General features: G+C 72.2%; 22 protein-coding genes. 12 read left to right on the forward strand and 10 right to left on the reverse strand.

Annotation, left to right across the window (positions count from 1 at the left end; translation table 11 throughout):
* Positions 1-154 precede the first annotated feature (154 nt).
* The 3 genes from ACZ4UX_RS02185 (at position 155) to ACZ4UX_RS02195 (ending at position 2,052) form a co-directional block, all read left to right on the forward strand.
* Entirely contained in the window at positions 155-910 is a 756-nt protein-coding gene (locus ACZ4UX_RS02185) for a DUF6879 family protein (RefSeq protein ID WP_465705006.1), read from the forward strand.
* Positions 907-1,743 (forward strand): helix-turn-helix domain-containing protein, encoded by an 837-nt coding sequence (locus ACZ4UX_RS02190; protein WP_465705008.1) that lies wholly within the window; start codon positions 907-909, stop codon positions 1,741-1,743. Before ACZ4UX_RS02185 ends, ACZ4UX_RS02190 begins: the two co-directional genes overlap by 4 nt.
* Positions 1,744-1,827: 84 nt before the next feature.
* A complete protein-coding gene (locus ACZ4UX_RS02195) occupies positions 1,828-2,052 on the forward strand; it encodes a hypothetical protein (RefSeq protein ID WP_329488450.1) in 225 nt (74 codons plus the stop codon).
* A gap of 110 nt (positions 2,053-2,162) precedes the next feature.
* On the opposite strand, the gene ACZ4UX_RS02200 is transcribed toward ACZ4UX_RS02195, so the two are convergent.
* Together ACZ4UX_RS02200 and ACZ4UX_RS02205 are read right to left on the reverse strand one after the other, a co-directional pair.
* A complete protein-coding gene (locus tag ACZ4UX_RS02200) occupies positions 2,163-2,363 on the reverse strand; it encodes a DUF397 domain-containing protein (RefSeq protein ID WP_465705010.1) in 201 nt (66 codons plus the stop codon).
* On the reverse strand, positions 2,356-3,219 hold the full coding sequence (locus tag ACZ4UX_RS02205; protein ID WP_465705012.1) for a helix-turn-helix domain-containing protein: 864 nt from the start codon (positions 3,217-3,219) through the stop codon (positions 2,356-2,358). The genes ACZ4UX_RS02200 and ACZ4UX_RS02205 overlap by 8 nt, the downstream gene beginning before the upstream one ends.
* A gap of 343 nt (positions 3,220-3,562) precedes the next feature.
* Here ACZ4UX_RS02205 and ACZ4UX_RS02210 point away from each other — a divergent pair, with 343 nt between their 5' ends.
* The 4 genes from ACZ4UX_RS02210 (at position 3,563) to ACZ4UX_RS02225 (ending at position 4,978) form a co-directional block, all read left to right on the forward strand.
* Positions 3,563-3,937, forward strand: a complete 375-nt coding sequence (locus tag ACZ4UX_RS02210; RefSeq protein WP_359834087.1) for an ATP-binding protein — start codon at positions 3,563-3,565, stop codon at positions 3,935-3,937.
* 58 nt (positions 3,938-3,995) lie between these two features.
* Entirely contained in the window at positions 3,996-4,223 is a 228-nt protein-coding gene (locus tag ACZ4UX_RS02215; protein WP_465705014.1) for a hypothetical protein, read from the forward strand.
* Positions 4,220-4,507: a hypothetical protein gene (locus tag ACZ4UX_RS02220; RefSeq protein ID WP_465705421.1), complete on the forward strand. Its 288-nt coding sequence runs from the start codon at positions 4,220-4,222 to the stop codon at positions 4,505-4,507. The genes ACZ4UX_RS02215 and ACZ4UX_RS02220 overlap by 4 nt, the downstream gene beginning before the upstream one ends.
* A gap of 102 nt (positions 4,508-4,609) precedes the next feature.
* The gene (locus ACZ4UX_RS02225; RefSeq protein WP_465705016.1) at positions 4,610-4,978 is read left to right on the forward strand and encodes a VOC family protein; all 369 of its coding nucleotides are present in this window, start codon (positions 4,610-4,612) and stop codon (positions 4,976-4,978) included.
* Between the two features lie 17 nt (positions 4,979-4,995).
* Here the strand turns inward: ACZ4UX_RS02225 and ACZ4UX_RS02230 are convergent, their stop codons facing one another.
* The 3 genes from ACZ4UX_RS02230 to ACZ4UX_RS02240 form a co-directional block, all read right to left on the reverse strand.
* Positions 4,996-5,610 carry a potassium channel family protein gene (locus ACZ4UX_RS02230; protein WP_465705018.1) on the reverse strand — a complete coding sequence of 205 codons (615 nt, stop codon included), beginning with the start codon at positions 5,608-5,610 and terminating at the stop codon, positions 4,996-4,998.
* A gap of 129 nt (positions 5,611-5,739) precedes the next feature.
* Complete coding sequence (tatA, locus tag ACZ4UX_RS02235) at positions 5,740-6,060, reverse strand: Sec-independent protein translocase subunit TatA (protein WP_329488441.1); 321 nt, start codon at positions 6,058-6,060, stop codon at positions 5,740-5,742.
* A 180-nt stretch (positions 6,061-6,240) separates the two neighbouring features.
* A complete protein-coding gene (locus tag ACZ4UX_RS02240; protein ID WP_465705020.1) occupies positions 6,241-6,636 on the reverse strand; it encodes a YidH family protein in 396 nt (131 codons plus the stop codon).
* Between the two features lie 144 nt (positions 6,637-6,780).
* Here ACZ4UX_RS02240 and ACZ4UX_RS02245 point away from each other — a divergent pair, with 144 nt between their 5' ends.
* On the forward strand, positions 6,781-7,638 hold the full coding sequence (locus tag ACZ4UX_RS02245) for a DUF3626 domain-containing protein (RefSeq protein WP_465705022.1): 858 nt from the start codon (positions 6,781-6,783) through the stop codon (positions 7,636-7,638).
* Positions 7,639-7,691: 53 nt separating this feature from the next.
* Here the strand turns inward: ACZ4UX_RS02245 and ACZ4UX_RS02250 are convergent, their stop codons facing one another.
* On the reverse strand, positions 7,692-8,348 hold the full coding sequence (locus ACZ4UX_RS02250) for a class I SAM-dependent methyltransferase (protein WP_465705023.1): 657 nt from the start codon (positions 8,346-8,348) through the stop codon (positions 7,692-7,694).
* Between the two features lie 128 nt (positions 8,349-8,476).
* Positions 8,477-10,066, reverse strand: a complete 1,590-nt coding sequence (locus tag ACZ4UX_RS02255) for an MFS transporter (RefSeq protein WP_465705025.1) — start codon at positions 10,064-10,066, stop codon at positions 8,477-8,479.
* Between the two features lie 122 nt (positions 10,067-10,188).
* On the opposite strand from ACZ4UX_RS02255, the gene ACZ4UX_RS02260 reads away from it, so the two are divergent.
* Positions 10,189-10,779, forward strand: coding sequence for a TetR/AcrR family transcriptional regulator (locus ACZ4UX_RS02260; RefSeq protein ID WP_465705027.1), 591 nt, complete (start codon positions 10,189-10,191; stop codon positions 10,777-10,779).
* A 63-nt stretch (positions 10,780-10,842) separates the two neighbouring features.
* Here ACZ4UX_RS02260 and ACZ4UX_RS02265 read toward each other — a convergent pair whose 3' ends face one another.
* Positions 10,843-11,160: a cupin domain-containing protein gene (locus ACZ4UX_RS02265; RefSeq protein ID WP_465705029.1), complete on the reverse strand. Its 318-nt coding sequence runs from the start codon at positions 11,158-11,160 to the stop codon at positions 10,843-10,845.
* Between the two features lie 169 nt (positions 11,161-11,329).
* Between ACZ4UX_RS02265 and ACZ4UX_RS02270 the strand changes: the two genes are divergently transcribed.
* Entirely contained in the window at positions 11,330-11,608 is a 279-nt protein-coding gene (locus ACZ4UX_RS02270) for a hypothetical protein (RefSeq protein WP_329488428.1), read from the forward strand.
* 298 nt (positions 11,609-11,906) lie between these two features.
* On the opposite strand, the gene ACZ4UX_RS02275 is transcribed toward ACZ4UX_RS02270, so the two are convergent.
* A complete protein-coding gene (locus ACZ4UX_RS02275) occupies positions 11,907-13,064 on the reverse strand; it encodes an acyl-CoA dehydrogenase family protein (RefSeq protein ID WP_352286047.1) in 1,158 nt (385 codons plus the stop codon).
* A 331-nt stretch (positions 13,065-13,395) separates the two neighbouring features.
* On the opposite strand from ACZ4UX_RS02275, the gene ACZ4UX_RS02280 reads away from it, so the two are divergent.
* Positions 13,396-14,568 carry a TetR/AcrR family transcriptional regulator gene (locus ACZ4UX_RS02280; RefSeq protein ID WP_465705031.1) on the forward strand — a complete coding sequence of 391 codons (1,173 nt, stop codon included), beginning with the start codon at positions 13,396-13,398 and terminating at the stop codon, positions 14,566-14,568.
* A 148-nt stretch (positions 14,569-14,716) separates the two neighbouring features.
* Here the strand turns inward: ACZ4UX_RS02280 and ACZ4UX_RS02285 are convergent, their stop codons facing one another.
* The gene (locus ACZ4UX_RS02285) at positions 14,717-15,037 is read right to left on the reverse strand and encodes a hypothetical protein (RefSeq protein WP_329488425.1); all 321 of its coding nucleotides are present in this window, start codon (positions 15,035-15,037) and stop codon (positions 14,717-14,719) included.
* A 429-nt stretch (positions 15,038-15,466) separates the two neighbouring features.
* On the opposite strand from ACZ4UX_RS02285, the gene ACZ4UX_RS02290 reads away from it, so the two are divergent.
* Positions 15,467-17,431, forward strand: coding sequence for an ATP-binding protein (locus tag ACZ4UX_RS02290; RefSeq protein WP_465705033.1), 1,965 nt, complete (start codon positions 15,467-15,469; stop codon positions 17,429-17,431).
* The last annotated feature ends 197 nt before the right edge of the window (positions 17,432-17,628 follow it).

Raw genomic sequence — 17,628 nt, forward strand, 5'->3', positions numbered from 1 at the left:
TGATTCGCGAATATTCCAGACGCGGTACCCGAGGTCCGCGCGGATTCTTCCGGCAGACCCCTCAGCACTTGAGAATATTCGAGAATCACCGCTGCCGGATTCCCGGTTGGCGCCGATCATGGGACCTTCCTGTCTCTCGGCGAGAGGAACGGCCATGGCAAGGCGACTGCGGGTCATCGGTAGCACGTCGGGAGTTGGTGACTGCCCGACGCTGTACGAGGATGTGGACACTGGTGAGGTGGTCGTGCAGGGGTACGCCGTGACGGACCCCGAGGACGTGACGCAACTGAAGTACGTGAGGGACGATGAGGGCTTCGTCGTCGTTCCCCGCGAGTTGCTCGTGAGGTTCGCACCGAAGGAGGCCACGTCAGTGCCGGAGTTCGTGCCTCAGCAGAAGATCACCGAGTTCATCAACGACGGATTCGAGCACACCGCGTGGCGACTGGAGACGCGGACCGGCTACCTCTCCGACAAGCAGATGCCCTCCTACGACGAGTTTCTTCGTACCGGTGACACGGCAGGTGAGGTCGGGCACCCCTGGTTCGAGAACGTGCGCCGCATGGTGGGCAAGGGCAAGAGGTTCGAGCGGGTCCGTCTGGTGGATAATCCGCCGACCGAGGGGCAGCGGTATCTGTTGGCGTGCGCCCGGACCAACGTGGCGGCCGGCGAAGACATCCGGTACATGTGGCGCTCGGACGCGGCAGCGGCGGGATTGGCAGGGCTGTCGGATTTCTGGCTCTTCGACTCCCGCACTGTTGCGCGCTTCCACTTCGAAGGAGAGCGCACCGTAGGGATGGAGCTGGTCACCGACCCGCTGGAGGTCCTGCGAGCCTGCCAGACTCGCGATGCCGCCTGGCACCACGCAACGCGCTACGCGCGGTTCCGGGCTCAGGTACCTTCCGGCATGTGAGCACCGACTATCAGCAGGCACGGCTCGCTCTCGGTGTCCGGATGCGTGAACTCCGCACCGAGAGCGGCCTGTCGGGACGCGCCTTGGCCGCACGACTGGGCTGGGCCCAGTCCAAGGTCAGCAAACTGGAGAACGGTAGGCAGTCCCCGACCAGAGCCGACGTGACCGCATGGGCAGAGGCCGTCGGTAGGTCCGATGTGGTAACCGAACTGGTGGGTCGACTGCGGACCGTGGAGACCCAGTACCGATCGTGGCGGCGCCAACTCGCAGGCGGTATGCGGCCGGTGCAGGAGGCGCATGCCGCGCAGGGCAAGAGGACCAGTGACCGCCGGTCGTTCGATCCGACCCTGATTCCCGGCTTGCTTCAGACCGCAGAGTACGCGCGAGCGGTCCTTACCCGGTACACAAGGGTCCATCCGTCGATCCGCGATGTCGAGGCTGCGGTCGTGGCGCGGATGGAACGCCAGAAGGTCCTCGGCGATCGCTTGCGATCGTTCCATTTCCTGGTGTGGGAAGGCGCTCTTGTCTCTCGGCTCTGTCCGCCGGCCGTACTCGTGGATCAGCTGGAGTCCCTTGCCGCATGGCTGGCATGCGGGAACGTCCGACTCGGCATCGTGCCGTTCGATGCCGATCTCAGAGTGCCCGCGGGAGTCGGATTCTCCATTCACGATGGCGCGTTGGTCATCACTGAGTCCTGGCACGCGGAAATGTGGTTGGACGACCCGGCCGACCTCGCGCTTCATGTCCGGGCATGGGAGGCGTTGGCGGAGAGCGCCGTCTACGGCCCGTTGGCCCATCGAGTGATCGCCCGAGCGCGCCGATCGCTGCTCTGAGAATCACCGAGAATCACCGCCCACCGGACCCGACTGTCGGCCCTAACTTCCTGGCCAAGGGGCCCGCCGGTCAAGGGAGAGCGCATGTCGGAGCTTGAGCCAACTGGACAGTCGGAGCGGGTGGGCGTCGAGGAGTCCGCTGCGAACGATCTGCGGGAGGCGCTGCGCGCCGCCGGGATCTCCACCCTCGTCCGGGGCGGTCCGGACGTGTTCGCGGAATCCAGGTTCTCCTGGGTGGTCCTGGGGCACCTCAAGGAGGTCGAGGCCGCCACGCTCGCCGCTCTGATTCGGAAGGGTCTGGACAGGTGATCGAATCAGGATGCCTTCGGAGTGCGCCCCGGTGAGGGCTGTTTCGCGAAGGTTGGGGACGGGTGTGGATCGGCGGCCCTCGCTCGGTTGAGCGAGGGCCGCCGATTGGGTTAGGTCGTGGGGTCGGCGAGGTGGTCGAACTCGCCGGCCTTGACGCCCTGGAGGAACTTGGCGAACTTGAGGGGGGTGGTGCGGACGATGATCTCGCCGTCGTCGGACTCGCGCAGCTCGATCAGTCCGTCGACCGCGCGGACCTCGACGCACTCATCGTGTGCACCGCTGTAACTGGATTTCTGCCAGGTATCAGACATACCGACCCTCGATTTCCTTCATGATTGATCGGATGAATTCTCGTGACTTGTCCTCGGGCAGGGCGGCAGCGTCCAAGCGGGCGAAGACCGAGCGGTAGCTCGACAGGTGCGCCGGGGAGTCGAAGAACTGGACAGCGTGGGCGACATCCATCTGGACCGTATCCAGCTCTGGAGTCACGCCTTCGGCGTACGTGAGGTTCTCGCTGGACCCCGGAAAGGTGTCGGTGTCGAACGACATGACTCTGATCGTGATGCTCGGAGCCTCGGACGCTTCGATCAGGGTGCCTAGCTGTTCTGCGAGGATTCTTGGGCCGCCGAACTGCATCCGTAGTGCTGCCTCGTGGATGAATGCCTGGTAGGGAACCCTTTGGGTATGGAGGATCTGGTGCCGCTTCATCCGGAACTCGGTTCGCAAGCCGATGTCCTGCTGGGTGGGCAGTGGTGTGGCGCGCGAGAACACGGCTGAGGCATAGGCGCTCGTCTGGAGAAGTCCAGGAATGTAGGTGGTCGTGCAGGTGTAGAGCCCGCTGGCGTGCCCCTCGACCTCTGCCACTTCGAGGAAGTCGGTTGCCAGCTTGCCTCGGTACTCCTCCCACCAGCCCTTCCCTCGTTCGGTAGCCATGTCGGCGAGCGCGTCGACCAGGGGAGCGTTTTTGCAATCGCATGCGGCTGCGACGGTCCGAAGGCGTTCGGCGCTGACGCCGATCTTCCCTGTTTCCATCTGCGTGACCTGCGTGGGGTTCAGCCCGAGCGCGCGGGCGAGCTGGCTGCCGCCGAGACCGGCTTGCTCTCGCATCTTCCGCATCTCGGCACCGAGGCGGCGCTGGCGAAGGGTTGGGTCGCGGCGAAGCGGCATGTCGTCCTCTCAGTGTGGCGTGGGAGCAGTCTGCCGCGTGCGCGATGAGTCGGTCCATCGAGGTTTGAGGGGGATTGGGCCCCACGTTCCCACGTGAGGGGGATCCTTCCGCATCACGCCTTCAATTGAAGACGCTTTGCGCTATGGTCTATCTCACATCGATCCGATGGATCGTCAGTAACGCCGGTTCCCAGGGCAGTAGGCGCCTGCTGCCCGCGCACCGCAGAGCAGCCGTACGCGGCACTCCCAGTCCCGTTCCGGCCTGGCTCACGGCGACGTATCCGCCGGTTCCGCCACACCCCACTCCACCCCACTCCACTCCGCGTCTCTTCGGAGGTCCCTCATGTGTGCCTTCACCCTGCCCGAACCGCCCGACTGGTCCGCCGCCCGCGAGGAGCTGCGCGAGGCCCTCGACCTCGCCGGCTGGCCCGACGACCTCATCCACGACGCCGAACTCGCCCTCTGCGAGCTCTACATCAACGCCTGGCGCCACGGCGGCAGCCCCGCCCCTCTCGTCGTCGTCCTGCTCCGCGACCACACCCTGCGCGTCTCCGTCGCCGACGACAACCCCCACCTCCCCGAACCCCGCACCCCCGCCGACCCCTACGCCCTCTCCGGCCGGGGCCTGCACCTCGTCCGCTCCCTCACCCACCGCTTCGGCACCGACCCCCGCAAACACGGCAAACGCGTCTGGTTCGAACTGGACGCCGCCGCGTGAGCACCACCCCCGAACCCGACCCCCCACACCCCCTCCACGACACCGGAAGGAACCAGCCGTGGGAGTCCTGATCCCCCTCATCACCGAAGCGATCCACACCGAGCGCACCACCGTCGCCTACCTCACCGTCGAACCCGTCCCCGACGCCACCCTCCAGCTCCGCCTCGCCGTCGACCTCGACATCCACACCGGCCCCGGCGAACAGCTCGCCCTCCCCCTCACCCGCGACCTCCTCCACGACCTCGCCGCCCACCTCGGCCACCGCGCCCTGCGGATCCGCCGATGAGAACCGGCACCGCCAACTTCCTCGTCGGCGCGGCCCTCCTCACCCTCCTCGCCCTCGCCCTCACCACCGTCGCCCTCGGCGTCCTCACCACCCTCAAAATCAACCACCACCCCCCACCCCCACCCCCACCCATCACCCCCCACGGCCGCTGGGAACTGCGCACCCGCCCCGACGGCACCCACGAATACGCCTGGATCGCCCGCCAGGCCGGCCACTACGGCCCCGAAACCCACCACCGCACCGCCCCACAGAAGAAACCCGGACGCCACGCCATACCGCACTGACCGGACGCCCGTGCCGGGGTGATGGGCCATCCGCCCGTCGCTCCGGGCGACCCGGGTGGAATTCCCGGTGGCCGGGGCCCGCGACCGGGCAGAATCGGGCCCATGTTGACCATCGGATCCATCGTGTTGGGTGTCGCGGACGTGCGGCGGGCCGTCGACTTCTGGACGGAGGCGCTGGGCTACGCGGCCCGCGACGAGGTCGAGGACCACTGGGCCGTCCTGGAACCCGCCGAGGGGCCGGGCGTGCAACTGGCACTCGGCCTCAGCGAATCGCCCCTCCAGGAGCACCCCCGCGTCCACCTCGACCTGTACACGGCGGACGCCGCCGAGCAGGTGGCCGAGATCGAGCGGTTGCTCGCGCTCGGAGCCAGCTCGGTCGACTGGGACAGCTACCCCGAGGACCCGGACTTCGTCGTCCTCGCCGATCCCGACGGCAACCGGTTCTGCGTGATCGACACCACCCACGGCTGACGGCCGGCCGGGCCCCGTCAGTCGCCCTGCTCGTCCTGTTCGTTCGGCTCCTCCCCCCGGTGACGGCGGCGGTGGAGGCCGTGCCGGTGCTCCCCGCCCTGCGCCCGGGGGATCCGACTCTCCAGCCCGGTGCGGAGCCGCTGCGTCAGTGTCCCGGCGGCGGTCGCGAGGAAGACGAAGTTGTAGACGATCTGCAGGATCACCACCAGCCGGGGCCCCTGCCCGGCCGCCGTGATGTCGCCGTACCCGACGGTGGCCATCGTGACGACGGTGAAGTAGAGCGCGTCGAGCCGGGTGTGCAGGCCGTCGAACTCGCCCACCGAGGCGGCCAGCACGTAGTACGTGCCCGCGAAGACGTTCATCGACAGGCAGATCAGCACGACCAGCCACAGCCCCGGCCGTCGGCCCGTCCCGCGCAGCAGGTCGAGGACCCGGCCCAGCAGCAGGCCGCTCAGCAGGGTCAGGACACCGGCGAACACGAGCCAGCTGAGGACCGGGCGGCGTTCGCCGAAGTAGCGCAGCGGCAGCGTGAAGTACGCGAGCATCAGCACGGCGAACGAGCCGAGCAGCAGGAACCAGGCCCGCACGTCGACGCGGTGCTCCTGGGCGAGGGGGGTCGGGGTCGCGGACATCCCGCTCAGCCTGTCGCAGTGCCACCGGTCCCGCCCGCCGGGCTGCTCCGAACGGACCGGCCGGCCAGGGCGGGGCCCGGACACGACGAAGCCCCCACCGTTGCCGGTGGGGGCTCGGTCGGAGAAACCTCAGGCCGTGGTCGTGGTCCGGGGGGTCTCGGTGGCCTTGGTCACATTGGTCGGCGCGACCACCTGCGGGGCCACCGGCTGCTGCGGCGCGGTCTGCGCCTGCGGAGCAGCGGTGCTCTGCGCCGTACCCGGCGCGGCGGCGGCAGCGGCGTCCGCGGCCGGAGCCTCGTCCTCGCGCAGCGCCTTGGTCTCCGCCTTCAGGATCCGCATCGACTTGCCGAGGCCACGGGCCATCTCCGGCAGCTTCTTCGATCCGAACAGCAGGATTACGACAGCCAGCACCACCAGGAGGTGCCAGGGCTCAAGACCGTTCCGCAGCATCCCCGGCCACCGGTCCCTTCTTGTCTAGAGTCACAGGTGGGCAAAGCGCCCGACCTGGCCAGTATGCATGGCCGCGGAGGCGAACGTATACACCGGTCGGGAAACGCTGGTCAAAAACCAGGTGTTGACCAGGCGGATGGCGATTAGTCGCAGGCCCCGCGGTGAATTCCGGCCACCGGGTCAATTGCCGTATCCGATGATGAGGCCGCAGAACACCGCCGCCACCAGCGCCACCCCGACCGACAGCACCAGCAGGACCCGGGTGCCCGGCAGGGGCGCCCCGGCGCGGATCGCCGCCTCGACCCGGATCCACCGCCGGTACGCGGTGGCACCGAGCACCGCCCCGCCGAGGGCGCAGACGACGGCCAGGGCGATCCGCAGCGGCGCGGGGGCGACGTCGGGGGTCAGCTGGTCGACGGCGATGCCCCCCGCGAGCAGGCCGAGTGCCGTCCGGATCCAGGCCAGGAAGGTCCGCTCGTTGGCCAGCGAGAACCGGTAGTTCGGCTCGCCACCGCCCGGCGACCGCGCGCCGTCCGCCTCCGGCCCCGGCCCCGGCCCCGGCTCCGCCTCCGGCATCGGCCCTCCCGCCGCTCTCCCGGTGTTCCCGTCGAACCCCAGGCTGCCCTGGCGCGCCCGGCCCCGCAGCTCAGGACCGGGTGCGCCGTCCGTCCGGCGGGAACTCGGGTGCGGAGGGCGGCCGGCCTCGGCCAGACTGCCGCGATGAGCATCGACACGGCCGGCCCCGCGACCCCCAGCCCCGCCCAGGAACGAGCCCTGCGCCACGTCACGGCGCTCGCCACCGGAGGCCCGCTCGCCGCCGGACTGCGCATCACCCTCAACTTCCACCCCGACCGGGCCGACGGCGGCCGGGACATCCTGGAGGCGCTCGCCCAGGACGGCGTCTACCGCTCCCAGTTCGTCACCGGTACCGGCAACGGCGGGCTGACCGCCCACCCCGGCGGCGACCGCTGGCGCTGGGAGAGCCGGATCTTCGGCGGCGCCTACGACGAGGCCCCGGCCGAGGAGCGCCCGGTGTACGGGGCGCTGGACTACCGGCGCAAGCCCGTCGGCGCGGCGCCGCGCTTCGGCTCGGCCCATCTCCGGCTCGCTCCGCACGCTCTCGCCCGGGCCACCTTCTGCTACCCGGACAGCTACCTCGACCCGTCCGACTTCGGCACCGCCGACCGGATGGCCCTGATCGCCCTCGCCGAGGCCGACGACGCGGACGAGCTGGACGACTACATCGAGGCCCAGGTGCACGGGCCGGTCCGGCTCGACAGGGACGTGGAGGCGGTGGTGCTGGACCCGAGCTATCGGGGCACCGCGGTCGAGGAGCGGGCCCGCCGGCTGCCGTGCCCGCTCGCCTGGCACTCCGGCCTGCGGCTGTCGACCGAGGAGCTGAGCCGCCACCCCGACTACCGGGGGCCCGAGTTCGTCGCCCTCGGCCTCGCGATCGCCGAGGACGGGCTGCTCGACCCGCGCGTGATCGGTGACGCCGTCCGCACCGGCCGGCACGATCCGCAGGCCCTCAAGCGGGTCTGGCACTACCTGGCGCGCTTCGGCTCACCCGTCGAGTAGCCGGTCGGCCCGCGCCCCCGGCGGCGTCTGTCCGGTTTGCGGCCCCCGAGAGGTCAGCCCCCGGTCGGCTCGGCGTCCCGACGGGCCAGCAGGTAGCCCCGTCGGGTGGCCGCCTCCTCCGGGAGGCCGGCCCGCTCCAGCCGCGCCTCGACGGTGAACCCGGCCTCCGTCAGCAGGCCGGCGACCCGCTCCGACTCCAGGAAGTGGAAGTCGATGGCGACGGAGTGCCCCCACCACTCGTCCAGGCGCCGCACCTCGCTGCCGAGGTGGAAGGAGACCAGCAGGGTGCCGGACGGCCTCAGCACGCGCCGCATCTCCTCGAAGGCCGGCCGCAGCTCGCCCGGCCCGAGATGGATCACCGAGTAGAGCGCGACGGCGGCCGCGAACTCCCCGTCCGCCGCCGGGAGCCGCAGGAAGTCCCCCGCACGGAACTCGGCCGCGGGGTGCTCCCGCCGGGCGATCTCCACCATCCTCGGCGACAGGTCGATCCCGACCACCGCCGCGCCGTGCCCGGCCAGCCACCCCGCGACGTGCCCCGGCCCGCAGCCGAGGTCCGCCACCGGCCCGCCCCGGGCCTCCTCCACCACGAGCCCGAGCAGCGCCCGGTCCACCGGCTTGTGGGCCAGCTCACCGCCGATCCGCCGCCGGTACTCCTCCGCGACGACGTCGTAACCGGCCCGCACTCGTTCGTGCTCAGCACTGTGTGACATGCCCGGCAGCCTGGCACGCCCGAGCCGGCCGGCGACAGCCTCCGGGCGGACGGGCGAGAGCCCCCGCCCGGGTGGGCGGGGGCTCTTGATGACGCGCGGGGGCGGGTTGCTCCGATCAGCTTCTTCGCTCAGACGGCGGCGGGCTCGGCGGCCTTCCGGTCGGTGCCCTCGACGCCCTCGACGCCCTCGGTGTCGTCCGTGGCCGGCCGGGCGGGGAGGTGGGACATCAGGCGGTAGGCGAGGAGGGCGGCGCCGACCGCGAAGACCAGGCCGACCAGGGCGGCCGCGTGCAGGCCGTCGGTGAAGGCGGCCCGGGCGGTGTCGAGCAGCTCGGTGCCGAGGCGGCCGGGCAGCTGGGCGGCGACGGTGACCGCCCCACCGAGGGTGTCCTGGGCGGTGCGGGCGGCCTCGCCGTCGATCCCGGCCGGGAGGGCGCCGTCCAGCCGGGACCGGTAGACCGCGGCGCCGGCCGCACCGAGCAGGGCGATGCCGAGCGAGCTGCCGAGCTCGACCGCCGTCTCGGAGGTGGCGGAGGCGGTACCGGCCCGCTCGATCGGTGCGGCGGAGACGACCATCTCGGCGGTGAGCGTCATGGTGCCGACGGTGCCGGCGGCCAGGACCCCCGCCGCGGTGAGGATGAGGGCGAGCGGCGAACCGGCGCCGACCTGGGTCATCATCGCGAAGCCGGCCGCGCCGATCAGGAAGCCGCCGGCCATCAGCACCGCCGGCCGGACCTTCCCGGCGAGCGCCGCGCCCAGCCCGACCGCCGCACCGACGCCCACGCTGGGGACGAGCGACCAGAGCGAGGCCGTCAGCGGGCTCATGCCCTTGACCAGCTGCAGGTACTGCGAGGTGAAGAGGGTGAAGCCCATCATCGCGAACATCGCGACCATGTTGACGCTGATCGCCCCGGTGAAGGCGCGGATCCTGAACAGGCTCAGGTCGAGCAGCGGGGCGGCGGCGGTGCGCTGGCGGAGGACGAAGAGGGCGGCGAAGACCAGCCCGACCGGGACGGCCGCGGCGGCGAGCGGGCTCCAGCCGTCCACCGCGAGGGTCTTGACGCCGTAGACCAGCGGCAGGATCGAGGCCAGCGAGAGGCCGGCGCCGAGCAGGTCGAAGCCGCCCTGCTGCGGGGAGCGGTACTCGGGCAGCAGGAAGGGGGCCACGACCAGCAGCAGGGCCATCACCGGGACGGCGACCAGGAAGACCGAACCCCACCAGAAGTGGGCCAGCAGGAACCCGCCGACGACCGGGCCGAGCGTGGCGCCGGTGGTGAGGACGCCACCCCAGGCGCCGAGGGCGATCTGCCGCTGCTTGGGGTCGTGGAACATGTTCCGGATCAGCGCGAGGGTCGAGGGCATCACGGTCGCCCCGGCGGCGCCGAGCACGGCGCGGGCGGCGATCAGCTGGCCCGCGCCGTCGGCGTAGGCGGCCAGGACCGAGGCGCCGATGAATCCGGCGGCGCCGATCATCAGCAGCCGCCGCCGGCCGATCCGGTCGCCCAGCGAGCCCATCGTGATCAGCAGCCCGGCCAGCAGGAACGAGTACATGTCCATGATCCACAGCTGCTGGGTGCCGCTCGGCGCCAGGGTGGTGGAGATGTACGGGACGGCGAAGAAGAGCACGCCCATGTCCATGGTCAGGACGAGCGTGGGGAGCAGGAGGACGGCCAGGCCGATCCATTCGCGACGGCCTGCGCGGCCGGTGGTTGCGGTCATGGGGAAGACGGTACGGGCGTGTCAGACGCTTGTCTAGTACAAATGTCTAAATCATCTGTCTCAGCCTTCCGTGTGAGACGAACGTGCAAGACATCTGTCCAGGCAGGCCGTAGCATCGGGCCATGGGAAATCGTGAGGACCTGCTGGCCGGCGCCAAGAGCTGTCTGTACGAGAAGGGCTACGGGCGCACCACCGCCCGGGACATCGCCACCGCCTCCGGCGTCAGCCTGGCGGCGATCGGCTACCACTTCGGCTCGAAGGAGGCGCTGCTCAACGCGGCGCTGATCGAGGCGACGGGGGAGTGGGGCGTCGCACTGGGCGCCGTGGTGGCGCGCGCGAACGAACTCGCGGACGGGCCGGAGGAACGGTTCGTCGCGGTCTGGGACGGGGTGAAGGAGACCTTCGTCGAGCACCGCGGTCTCTGGGCGGCGCAGTTCGAGGCGATGGTGCAGACCGACCGGGCACCCGAGCTGGCGGCGGCGCTCACCGCGGCGCAGAAGGGCGGGCGGCTCGGGCTCGCGGCACTGTTCCAGGGCCTCGCCGAGGTGCCGGACACCGAGGACGAACTGGCCCGCGGGATGTTCTACCAGGCGCTGCTGGTCGGCCTGGCCGCCCAGTGGCTGGCCGCGCCCGAGATGGCGCCGACCGGGCGGGACTTCCTGCGCGGCCTCCAGCTGGTCGCCCCCACCGTGCTGGGCGCGGCCGCGCCGTAGGCCGCCGCGCGCCGCCGTGGGCCGCCGTGGGCCGCTGCGGGCCGCGTCGTCCGGCGGGGGCGGCTACGCCGTGACCGCCGTCAGCAGCACCACCGAGTCGACGTGGGCCAGCAGCCCGTGCCGGTCCTGCGGGATCGGGTGCAGCTGGCCCGCCGACAGCTCCTGCAGATGCCCGGCGACGGTGAGCGAGACCCGGCCCCGCAGCACCTGGAGGCTCGCGGCGGCGGGGGCGTTGTGCTCGTCCAGCGACGTCCCGGCGGTCAGCGCGATCACGGTCTGCCGCAGCACGCCGTCGTGCACCACCAGGTGGGCGCTGCGCCCGTGCGGGCTCTCGGTGGCCTTGGCCGCGTGCTCCACGGCGAGCTGTTCGAGATCGACCATCGGGTGTCCTCCTGGGCCTGCCTGCCGGGTCCGTCGCCGGGTCCGTCGCCGGGCCCGCCTGCCGGGCCGTTCGCGGCGGCCCTGGGGCCAGCGTCGCGGACGGGCCCGGCTCCCGCACCCCGAAGCAGCTCGGCGTGCGGGGATCGCCGACTGCGCCCATGGTGGACGCATGGCGACCAATGACAGTTTCCTCAGTGGCTTCCAGGTCAACCGTTCGCTGCTGGCCGGCGGAGCGGTTCTCACGGGCATCGGCGCGGTGCTCGGCGCGGCCGGTGCGGCCATGGTGTGCGCGGCGCTGGCCACGGCCGGACGCACCTGGATCAGGCGGTTGGAGACCCCGCCGACGGCGGTCGCGACGGCCGTCGCGCAGCGGGCGCTGCGCGAGGCGAAGGTGGCCTCGGCGGCCGGCTGGGAGGCCTGGCGCGCCGAGCACAGCTCGCCCAACTGAGCGGCCCCGGGCGCGGTCCGCGTGCCGTCCCGCTGCCCGCCGGTCCGCCCCGCCGCCCTCTCCACCGTCCCGCCGCGCCGCCCGGCTTCACCCGGGCGGCGCAACCGTCGGGACCGCGCGGGCGGGGGGAGCGCCGGCGGGCCGCCATGGGGGTGCGGCCCGCCGGCGTTCCCGGCTGTGCCGGCCCGGTGGGTGCGGCCGGCCCGGGCTCCCGTTGCGCGGGTCCTCGCCGCAGGGGCCCCGCCGCCGGGTCCTCGCCGCCGGGGCCTTGCCGCCGGGGCCCGCCGCCGGGTCCTCGCTACAGGCCGAGCGACTTCGCGACGATGCTGCGCATGACCTCGCTGGTGCCGCCGTAGATCCGGAACACTCGGTTGTCGGTGTAGAGGCGGGCGATCGGGTACTCCAGGATGTAGCCGTAACCACCGTGCAGCTGGAGGCACTTGTCGATCACGCCGGAGGCCGACTCGGTGCAGAACAGCTTGGTCGCCGCCGCGTCCGCGACCGTCAGCTCGCCGCTCTGGTAGAGCTCCAGCGCGCGGTCCACCATCGACTGCTGGGCGACCACCTGGGCCTCGCAGTCGGCCAGCGTGAACTTGGTGTTCTGGAACTCGGCCACCGCCTTGCCGAACACCTTGCGGTCCTTGACGTACTGGACCGCGAACCGCACCGCCGCCGCGGAGGCCGCGTAGGCGCCGACCGCGATCGCCAGCCGCTCCTGGACCAGGTTGTGGGTCAGGTAGGAGAAGGCCTTGCCCTCCTCGCCGAGCAGGTTCTCCACCGGCACCTTGACGTCACTGAAGGCCAGCTCGGCGGTGTCGGAGGTGCGCAGACCGATCTTCTGCAGCTTGCGGCCCACGGTGTAGCCCGCGGAGGCCGTGTCCACGCAGAGGATGGAGAGGCCGGCCCGGCGGTTCTCCGGGTCGTACGGCGCGGTCCGGCAGATCACCAGGACGAGGTCGGCGAGCACGCCGCCGGTGATGAAGGTCTTGGCGCCGTTGAGGACGTAGTGGGTGCCGTCCTCGGAGAGCCGGGCCGTGGTGGTGATGCCCGCGAGGTCGGAGCCGGCGCCCGGCTCGGTCATCGCGATGGCGGTCATGATGTCGCCGGAGACGAAACCGGGCAGCCAGCGCTGCTTCTGCTCCTCGGAGGCGTACTCCAGCAGGTACGGCAGTACCAGGCCGGTGTGCACGCCGGAGGAGCCGAAGCTGACGCCCGCCCGGGCGGTCTCCTCGGCCACCACGGCCTGGTACTTGAAGCCGCTCTCGCCCGCGCCGCCGTACTCCTCCGGGACCTCGATGCCGAAGACGCCGAGCGCGCCGAGCTGGCGGTAGAAGTCGCGCGGCGGGTGGCCCTCGGCCTCCCAGCCCTCGTAGACGGGCACGACCTCGTTGGCGATGAAGTCCCGGATGGTCTCCCGGAAGGCCTCGTGGTCCTCGGTGAACACGGTGCGGCGCACGACGGCGCTCCCTTCGGTGGTGCCAGGCGGTGCCGGCCGGCACGGGCGGCTGTGGGCCGGTGGACAGCTGATCGCCCCATAAGTTAATCCCGGGTAGCTTCAACTTGTCCAGGGTCGGCGCGGCGGTGTCCGTACCGTGACCGAGCCTGCTGTGACCGGCTCCGGCCCCCCACAAGTGAATCCTTGCTAGCCTACGGTCGGCAGGTGGCGCCCCGTAGTCCGCTCCGCTCCGCTCCGACCGCGGCGCGGGGCCGCGGCGCTGCGGAACTCGTGGACCGGCACCCGGGCGAGGTGCCCGTCATACGGGTCGGCGAGGGCGAGGAGCGACGTCATGGTGGTACGACGGCCGCCCGCGCGATCCCGGCAGGCGCAGATCCTCGCCGTGGCCGCCGAGCGCTTCCACCGCAGCGGTTACCACCAGGTCTCCATGACGGAGGTCGCCGCCGGGGTCGGCATCACCGCGCCGGCCCTCTACCGGCACTTCCGGGGCAAGCCCGAACTGCTGGACCGCACGCTCCGGTTGGGGCTGGACGAGCTGTCCGGCGGACTGCGCGCGGCATCGACCACGGCTGACATCGGCGCCGCCCTGGCCGCCGTCGCGGTCGGGCACCGGCCGCTCGGCACGCTGGTGCAGCGGGACGCCCGGTTGCTGCCGCCGGTCCGACGGTCCGGACTGCGCCGCGAGCTGCGCGCGGACGTCGCGCTGATGGCCGGGGTGCTCCGGGCGGAGCGCCCGGAACTCGGCGTTGCCGACGCCGAGTTGCTCTGCTGGTCGGCGCTCTCCGTCGGAGCCGGCCTCTCCTACCAGTCGGCCGTGCCGCAACCGCGCCGGGCCGAGCGGCTGCTGCGCGAGCTGGTGGCGGCGATCCTGGCGGTGCCGCTGGGCGACACGTCGCCCGACCCGCAGGACTACTGCTCGGCGGCCGCGCCGGTGGCCCGGGCGCAGTCCCGCCGGGAGGAACTGCTCGCGGCGGCGGTGCGGTTGTTCCACCGGCGCGGCTTCGACAACGTCAGCACCGACCAACTCGGCGCCGCGGTCGGCATTTCGGGACCCAGCGTGTACCGGCACTTCGAGAGCAAGGCCCAGCTGCTGGCCGCCTCACTGGTGCGCAGCCGGGAACGGCTCTGGCACGAGGTCGAGGGCGCGATCGCCGTCGCCGACGGGCCCGGGTCGGCCCTGGAGGCCGCGCTGGCCGCCTACGTGGGCTTCGCCCGGCGCAACAGCGACTACCTGGGCGCGATGCTGAGCGAGACCGAGCGGCTGGCCGCGCCGGACCGGCGGGCCGCGGTGGACTTCCGCCGGGACTTCCTGCGGACCTGGGTCGAACTGCTCTGCCAGGTCTGCCCCGAGTACGACGCGGCCCAGGCCAGGATCCGGGTGCACGCACTGTTCGCCCTGGTCAACGACGGGGTGCGGAACCGCCCGTACTGCGAACGGCCGGACCTCGGGGACTGCCTGCGGCGGCTCGGCCGGGCCGTCCTGGGCCTCCCCGGGCCCGCATAGCGACGGCCGGGTGCCCGCCCCCGAGGATGGTGGGGGCAGGCACCCGGCCCGGCGTCGCGGCCCGGTGGATCCGGTCGGGTCGCGAGCGCCCTGGTGCTCGGTCCGGGTCTCGCCGCCGGAGCGGAAGCGGCGGCGAGGAGGGCCAGGACTAGAAGAAGATGTGCGGGTGCACGTCGGCGGCGAGGTTGCCGTTGCCCTGGAGGGCGCCGACGTTGCCGGCGTTGCCGGCGACCGCGAGGCCGTTGTTCTGGTTGCCGGCGCCGGAGCCGGTGGCCGTCTGCTGGGTGCTGACCAGGTTGCCGGTCACGTTGCCGATCACGTTGCCGGAGCCGTTGTTGTTCACGACGCTGCTGTTGGAGTGGTCGTTGGCACCGGCGCCGTTGTCGGCGTACGCCGTGGCGGACCCGAGACCGACCAGGAGGAAGGCCCCGAGGGCGGTGACGGCGGCGGCTGCGCGGATACGGGACACGCTGATCTCCCTGAGAGAGTGCGAAAAAGTGGCGCGTTCCGGGGTGGCCGCCCCGCAGCGCCGGTTCCTGACGTCGCACGACCAGCATTCACCAGCACCTGGGCGAACTCCACCGAATGGGTGGCAATTCGCCCGATGGTGTCATGAAGGCGACGAACCGGGAGAGCGGGGAAGAGCCGCGCGCGGTCACGCGGAGAGCGTCAAGTTCCCTCGAAGGAGGGCGAATTGGGTCCGTCGGACGGCGGCTTCTACGGGACTGCACTGTCAAGGACAGGTTGACCGGTCCTCCGGTGTCAGCCCGGTGTCAGGCCAGTGTCAGGCCGAGCCCCGGTCGACCCCGGACCGAGCCCCGGTCGATCCCGAACCGATTCCGGGCCGGCCTCAGAAAGAAATGGTCGCCGGATAGTCGCACTGGCACACTGAGGACCCATGTCTGATGGTCTCCCGCCCGACCCCGTGCCCACCGAGGATCTGCGTACGACCGAGGTCGATCTCGGCGGACTGGTGAACGTCCTCGCCACCCACCTCTACTCCACCCCGCTGGTGGCCCTGCGCGAACTCGTCCAGAACGCCCACGACTCGCACACCCGGCGGCTCCTGGAGGACCCGGACGGCGGCCACCGCCCGCTGATCCGGGTACGCGCCGACGCCGTCCGGCGCACCGTCGGCATCGAGGACACCGGCGCGGGCCTCACCGAGCCGGAGATCCACGCCTACCTGGCCACCGTCGGCACCGGCTACACCCGGATGCTGCGCGAACTCACCGGCAACCAGGAGCTCATCGGCGCCTTCGGGCTCGGCTTCCTCTCCGCCTTCTCGGTGGCCGACGAGGTCACCGTCACCACCACCTCGCACCGCGAGCCGCTGCTCGGCCACCGCTACCGCAGCTTCGGCGGCGAGCAGTACAGCGTCGAGCGGGTGCCCGCCCGGCCGGCCCCCGGCACCCTGGTCGAGCTCGCGCTGAAGACCGAGCACGCCCACCTCGCCGACGAGAACGCGCTGCGTGAGGTGCTCGGCCGGTACTGCGTCCTGCTGCCGATCCCGGTCTACGTCGGCGACGACGAACAGCCGGTCAACGCCGTTCCGGTGCCCTGGCGCCAGGCGGTCGACGGCGACCCGTACGCCGCCCGGATGCGGTTCGCCGGTGCCTTCGGCCGCCGCTTCGAACCGCTCACCGCGTTCCCCGTGCAGCCCGTCGAAGGCGGCAGCGACGCGGTCGGCCTGCTCTGGGTCCAGGACGGCGGCACCTACGGCAGCAGCGACAACCGCGACCTCGCCGTCTACCTGCGCGGCATGCTGCTCGCCGAGGACGCCCGCGACCTGCTGCCCAGCTGGGCCGGGTTCATCGGCGGCGTGGTCGAGTCCAGCCGGCTCACCCCCACCGCCAGCCGAGAGGACCTCCAGCGCGACGAGCACTACCGGGCGCTCCAGCAGGCCCTCACCGACGCCGTGGTGGAGGGCCTCTACGAGACCGCCCGGCTGCGCCCCGCCGTCTGGCGCCGCATCCTCGCCCGGCACGGCCAGGACCTGCTCGGTGCCGCGCTCTGCGACGAGCGGCTCTTCACCCTGCTCGCCGACGACGTCCCGGTGCCCACCTCGCAGGGCGACCTGACGGCCGGTGCGCTGCGGGCCGCCGGCGGCGGCGCGGTGCACGTCGCGCTCGGCAGCGGCGGCGGCTTCGAGGAGATGCTGTACCGGGCGATGCAGGTGCCGATCGCGCGCGGCGACCGCTACGCGGTGCTGCCCTTCCTGCGCCGCTACGCCGCACTGCGCGACTGCCGGATCGTCGAACTCGGCAGCGAGAACGGCAACCGTGAGCTGTTCCGCGACCCGGAGCGGCCGCTGCCGGCCGAGGAGACCGCCTGGCTGACCGGCGCCCTGGCCGACCCCGGCGAGCAACTCGTCCCGGCCCGGTTCGACCCGCCGGGCCTGCCGCTCGTCCTCGTCCCGGACCGCGAGGCCGAGCTGAAGGCGCGGATCGAGGACGACCAGGCGGACGCCCGGATCCCGTCCGCCGCCCTGCGTCTGGCCCGGGCCTTCACCGCGCGGTCCGGCGGCGAGGTGAAGGCCCGGCTCTACCTCAACCTGGCCTGCCCGGCCGTCCAGGACCTGCTCACCGCCTACCGCGGCGGACACACCGGCAGCGCGACCGCGGCGGGGCTGCTCCGCTCGCTCAAGGTGATCATGGCGGCGGCCTCGGCCGGGTCCGCCGGGTCCGCCGGGTCCGGCTCGGGCGGTGGCGACCTCGGCGGCGCGCTGGCGGGCATCGGGACGGCGGTCTCCGCGCTGACCGCCGCCGTGCCGGCCGGGCTGGGCACGGTGCCGGACAGCCCCGGCGAGCTCGGGGAACCGGGCGGACCCGGTGACCAGGGGGGCCTTCGCGACCGGGGCTGAACGGCGCCGGTCCCCGACGCCCGCCCGGGGGCCATGCCCCGCACCGCCCGTCCAGGGCCCGGCCGTCCGGGGCTCGCCCGTCCGGGACCCGGCCGTCCGGGACCTGCCCGTTCGGGACCTGGCCGTTCGGGTCCGGGCCGGCCGGAACCTGTTCGTCCGGGGCCCGCCCGTCCGGGACCCGTCGGACGGATTGTCAG

The sequence above is a fragment of the Kitasatospora sp. NPDC028961 genome (assembly GCF_055564815.1).

Excerpts from the sequence above, each read along its gene's own strand:
- ACZ4UX_RS02280 (WP_465705031.1), top strand. The coding sequence starts at position 13,396 with ATGGTGGTACGACGGCCGCCCGCGCGATCCCGGCAGGCGCAGATCCTC.
- ACZ4UX_RS02290 (WP_465705033.1), top strand. The coding sequence starts at position 15,467 with ATGTCTGATGGTCTCCCGCCCGACCCCGTGCCCACCGAGGATCTGCGT.
- ACZ4UX_RS02255 (WP_465705025.1), bottom strand. The coding sequence starts at position 10,066 with ATGACCGCAACCACCGGCCGCGCAGGCCGTCGCGAATGGATCGGCCTG.
- ACZ4UX_RS02200 (WP_465705010.1), bottom strand. The coding sequence starts at position 2,363 with ATGTCTGATACCTGGCAGAAATCCAGTTACAGCGGTGCACACGATGAG.
- ACZ4UX_RS02270 (WP_329488428.1), top strand. The coding sequence starts at position 11,330 with ATGGCGACCAATGACAGTTTCCTCAGTGGCTTCCAGGTCAACCGTTCG.
- ACZ4UX_RS02250 (WP_465705023.1), bottom strand. The coding sequence starts at position 8,348 with ATGTCACACAGTGCTGAGCACGAACGAGTGCGGGCCGGTTACGACGTC.
- ACZ4UX_RS02195 (WP_329488450.1), top strand. The coding sequence starts at position 1,828 with ATGTCGGAGCTTGAGCCAACTGGACAGTCGGAGCGGGTGGGCGTCGAG.
- ACZ4UX_RS02205 (WP_465705012.1), bottom strand. The coding sequence starts at position 3,219 with ATGCCGCTTCGCCGCGACCCAACCCTTCGCCAGCGCCGCCTCGGTGCC.
- ACZ4UX_RS02265 (WP_465705029.1), bottom strand. The coding sequence starts at position 11,160 with ATGGTCGATCTCGAACAGCTCGCCGTGGAGCACGCGGCCAAGGCCACC.
- tatA (WP_329488441.1), bottom strand. The coding sequence starts at position 6,060 with ATGCTGCGGAACGGTCTTGAGCCCTGGCACCTCCTGGTGGTGCTGGCT.
- ACZ4UX_RS02185 (WP_465705006.1), top strand. The coding sequence starts at position 155 with ATGGCAAGGCGACTGCGGGTCATCGGTAGCACGTCGGGAGTTGGTGAC.
- ACZ4UX_RS02225 (WP_465705016.1), top strand. The coding sequence starts at position 4,610 with ATGTTGACCATCGGATCCATCGTGTTGGGTGTCGCGGACGTGCGGCGG.
- ACZ4UX_RS02240 (WP_465705020.1), bottom strand. The coding sequence starts at position 6,636 with ATGCCGGAGGCGGAGCCGGGGCCGGGGCCGGGGCCGGAGGCGGACGGC.
- ACZ4UX_RS02260 (WP_465705027.1), top strand. The coding sequence starts at position 10,189 with ATGGGAAATCGTGAGGACCTGCTGGCCGGCGCCAAGAGCTGTCTGTAC.
- ACZ4UX_RS02220 (WP_465705421.1), top strand. The coding sequence starts at position 4,220 with ATGAGAACCGGCACCGCCAACTTCCTCGTCGGCGCGGCCCTCCTCACC.
- ACZ4UX_RS02230 (WP_465705018.1), bottom strand. The coding sequence starts at position 5,610 with ATGTCCGCGACCCCGACCCCCCTCGCCCAGGAGCACCGCGTCGACGTG.
- ACZ4UX_RS02210 (WP_359834087.1), top strand. The coding sequence starts at position 3,563 with ATGTGTGCCTTCACCCTGCCCGAACCGCCCGACTGGTCCGCCGCCCGC.
- ACZ4UX_RS02245 (WP_465705022.1), top strand. The coding sequence starts at position 6,781 with ATGAGCATCGACACGGCCGGCCCCGCGACCCCCAGCCCCGCCCAGGAA.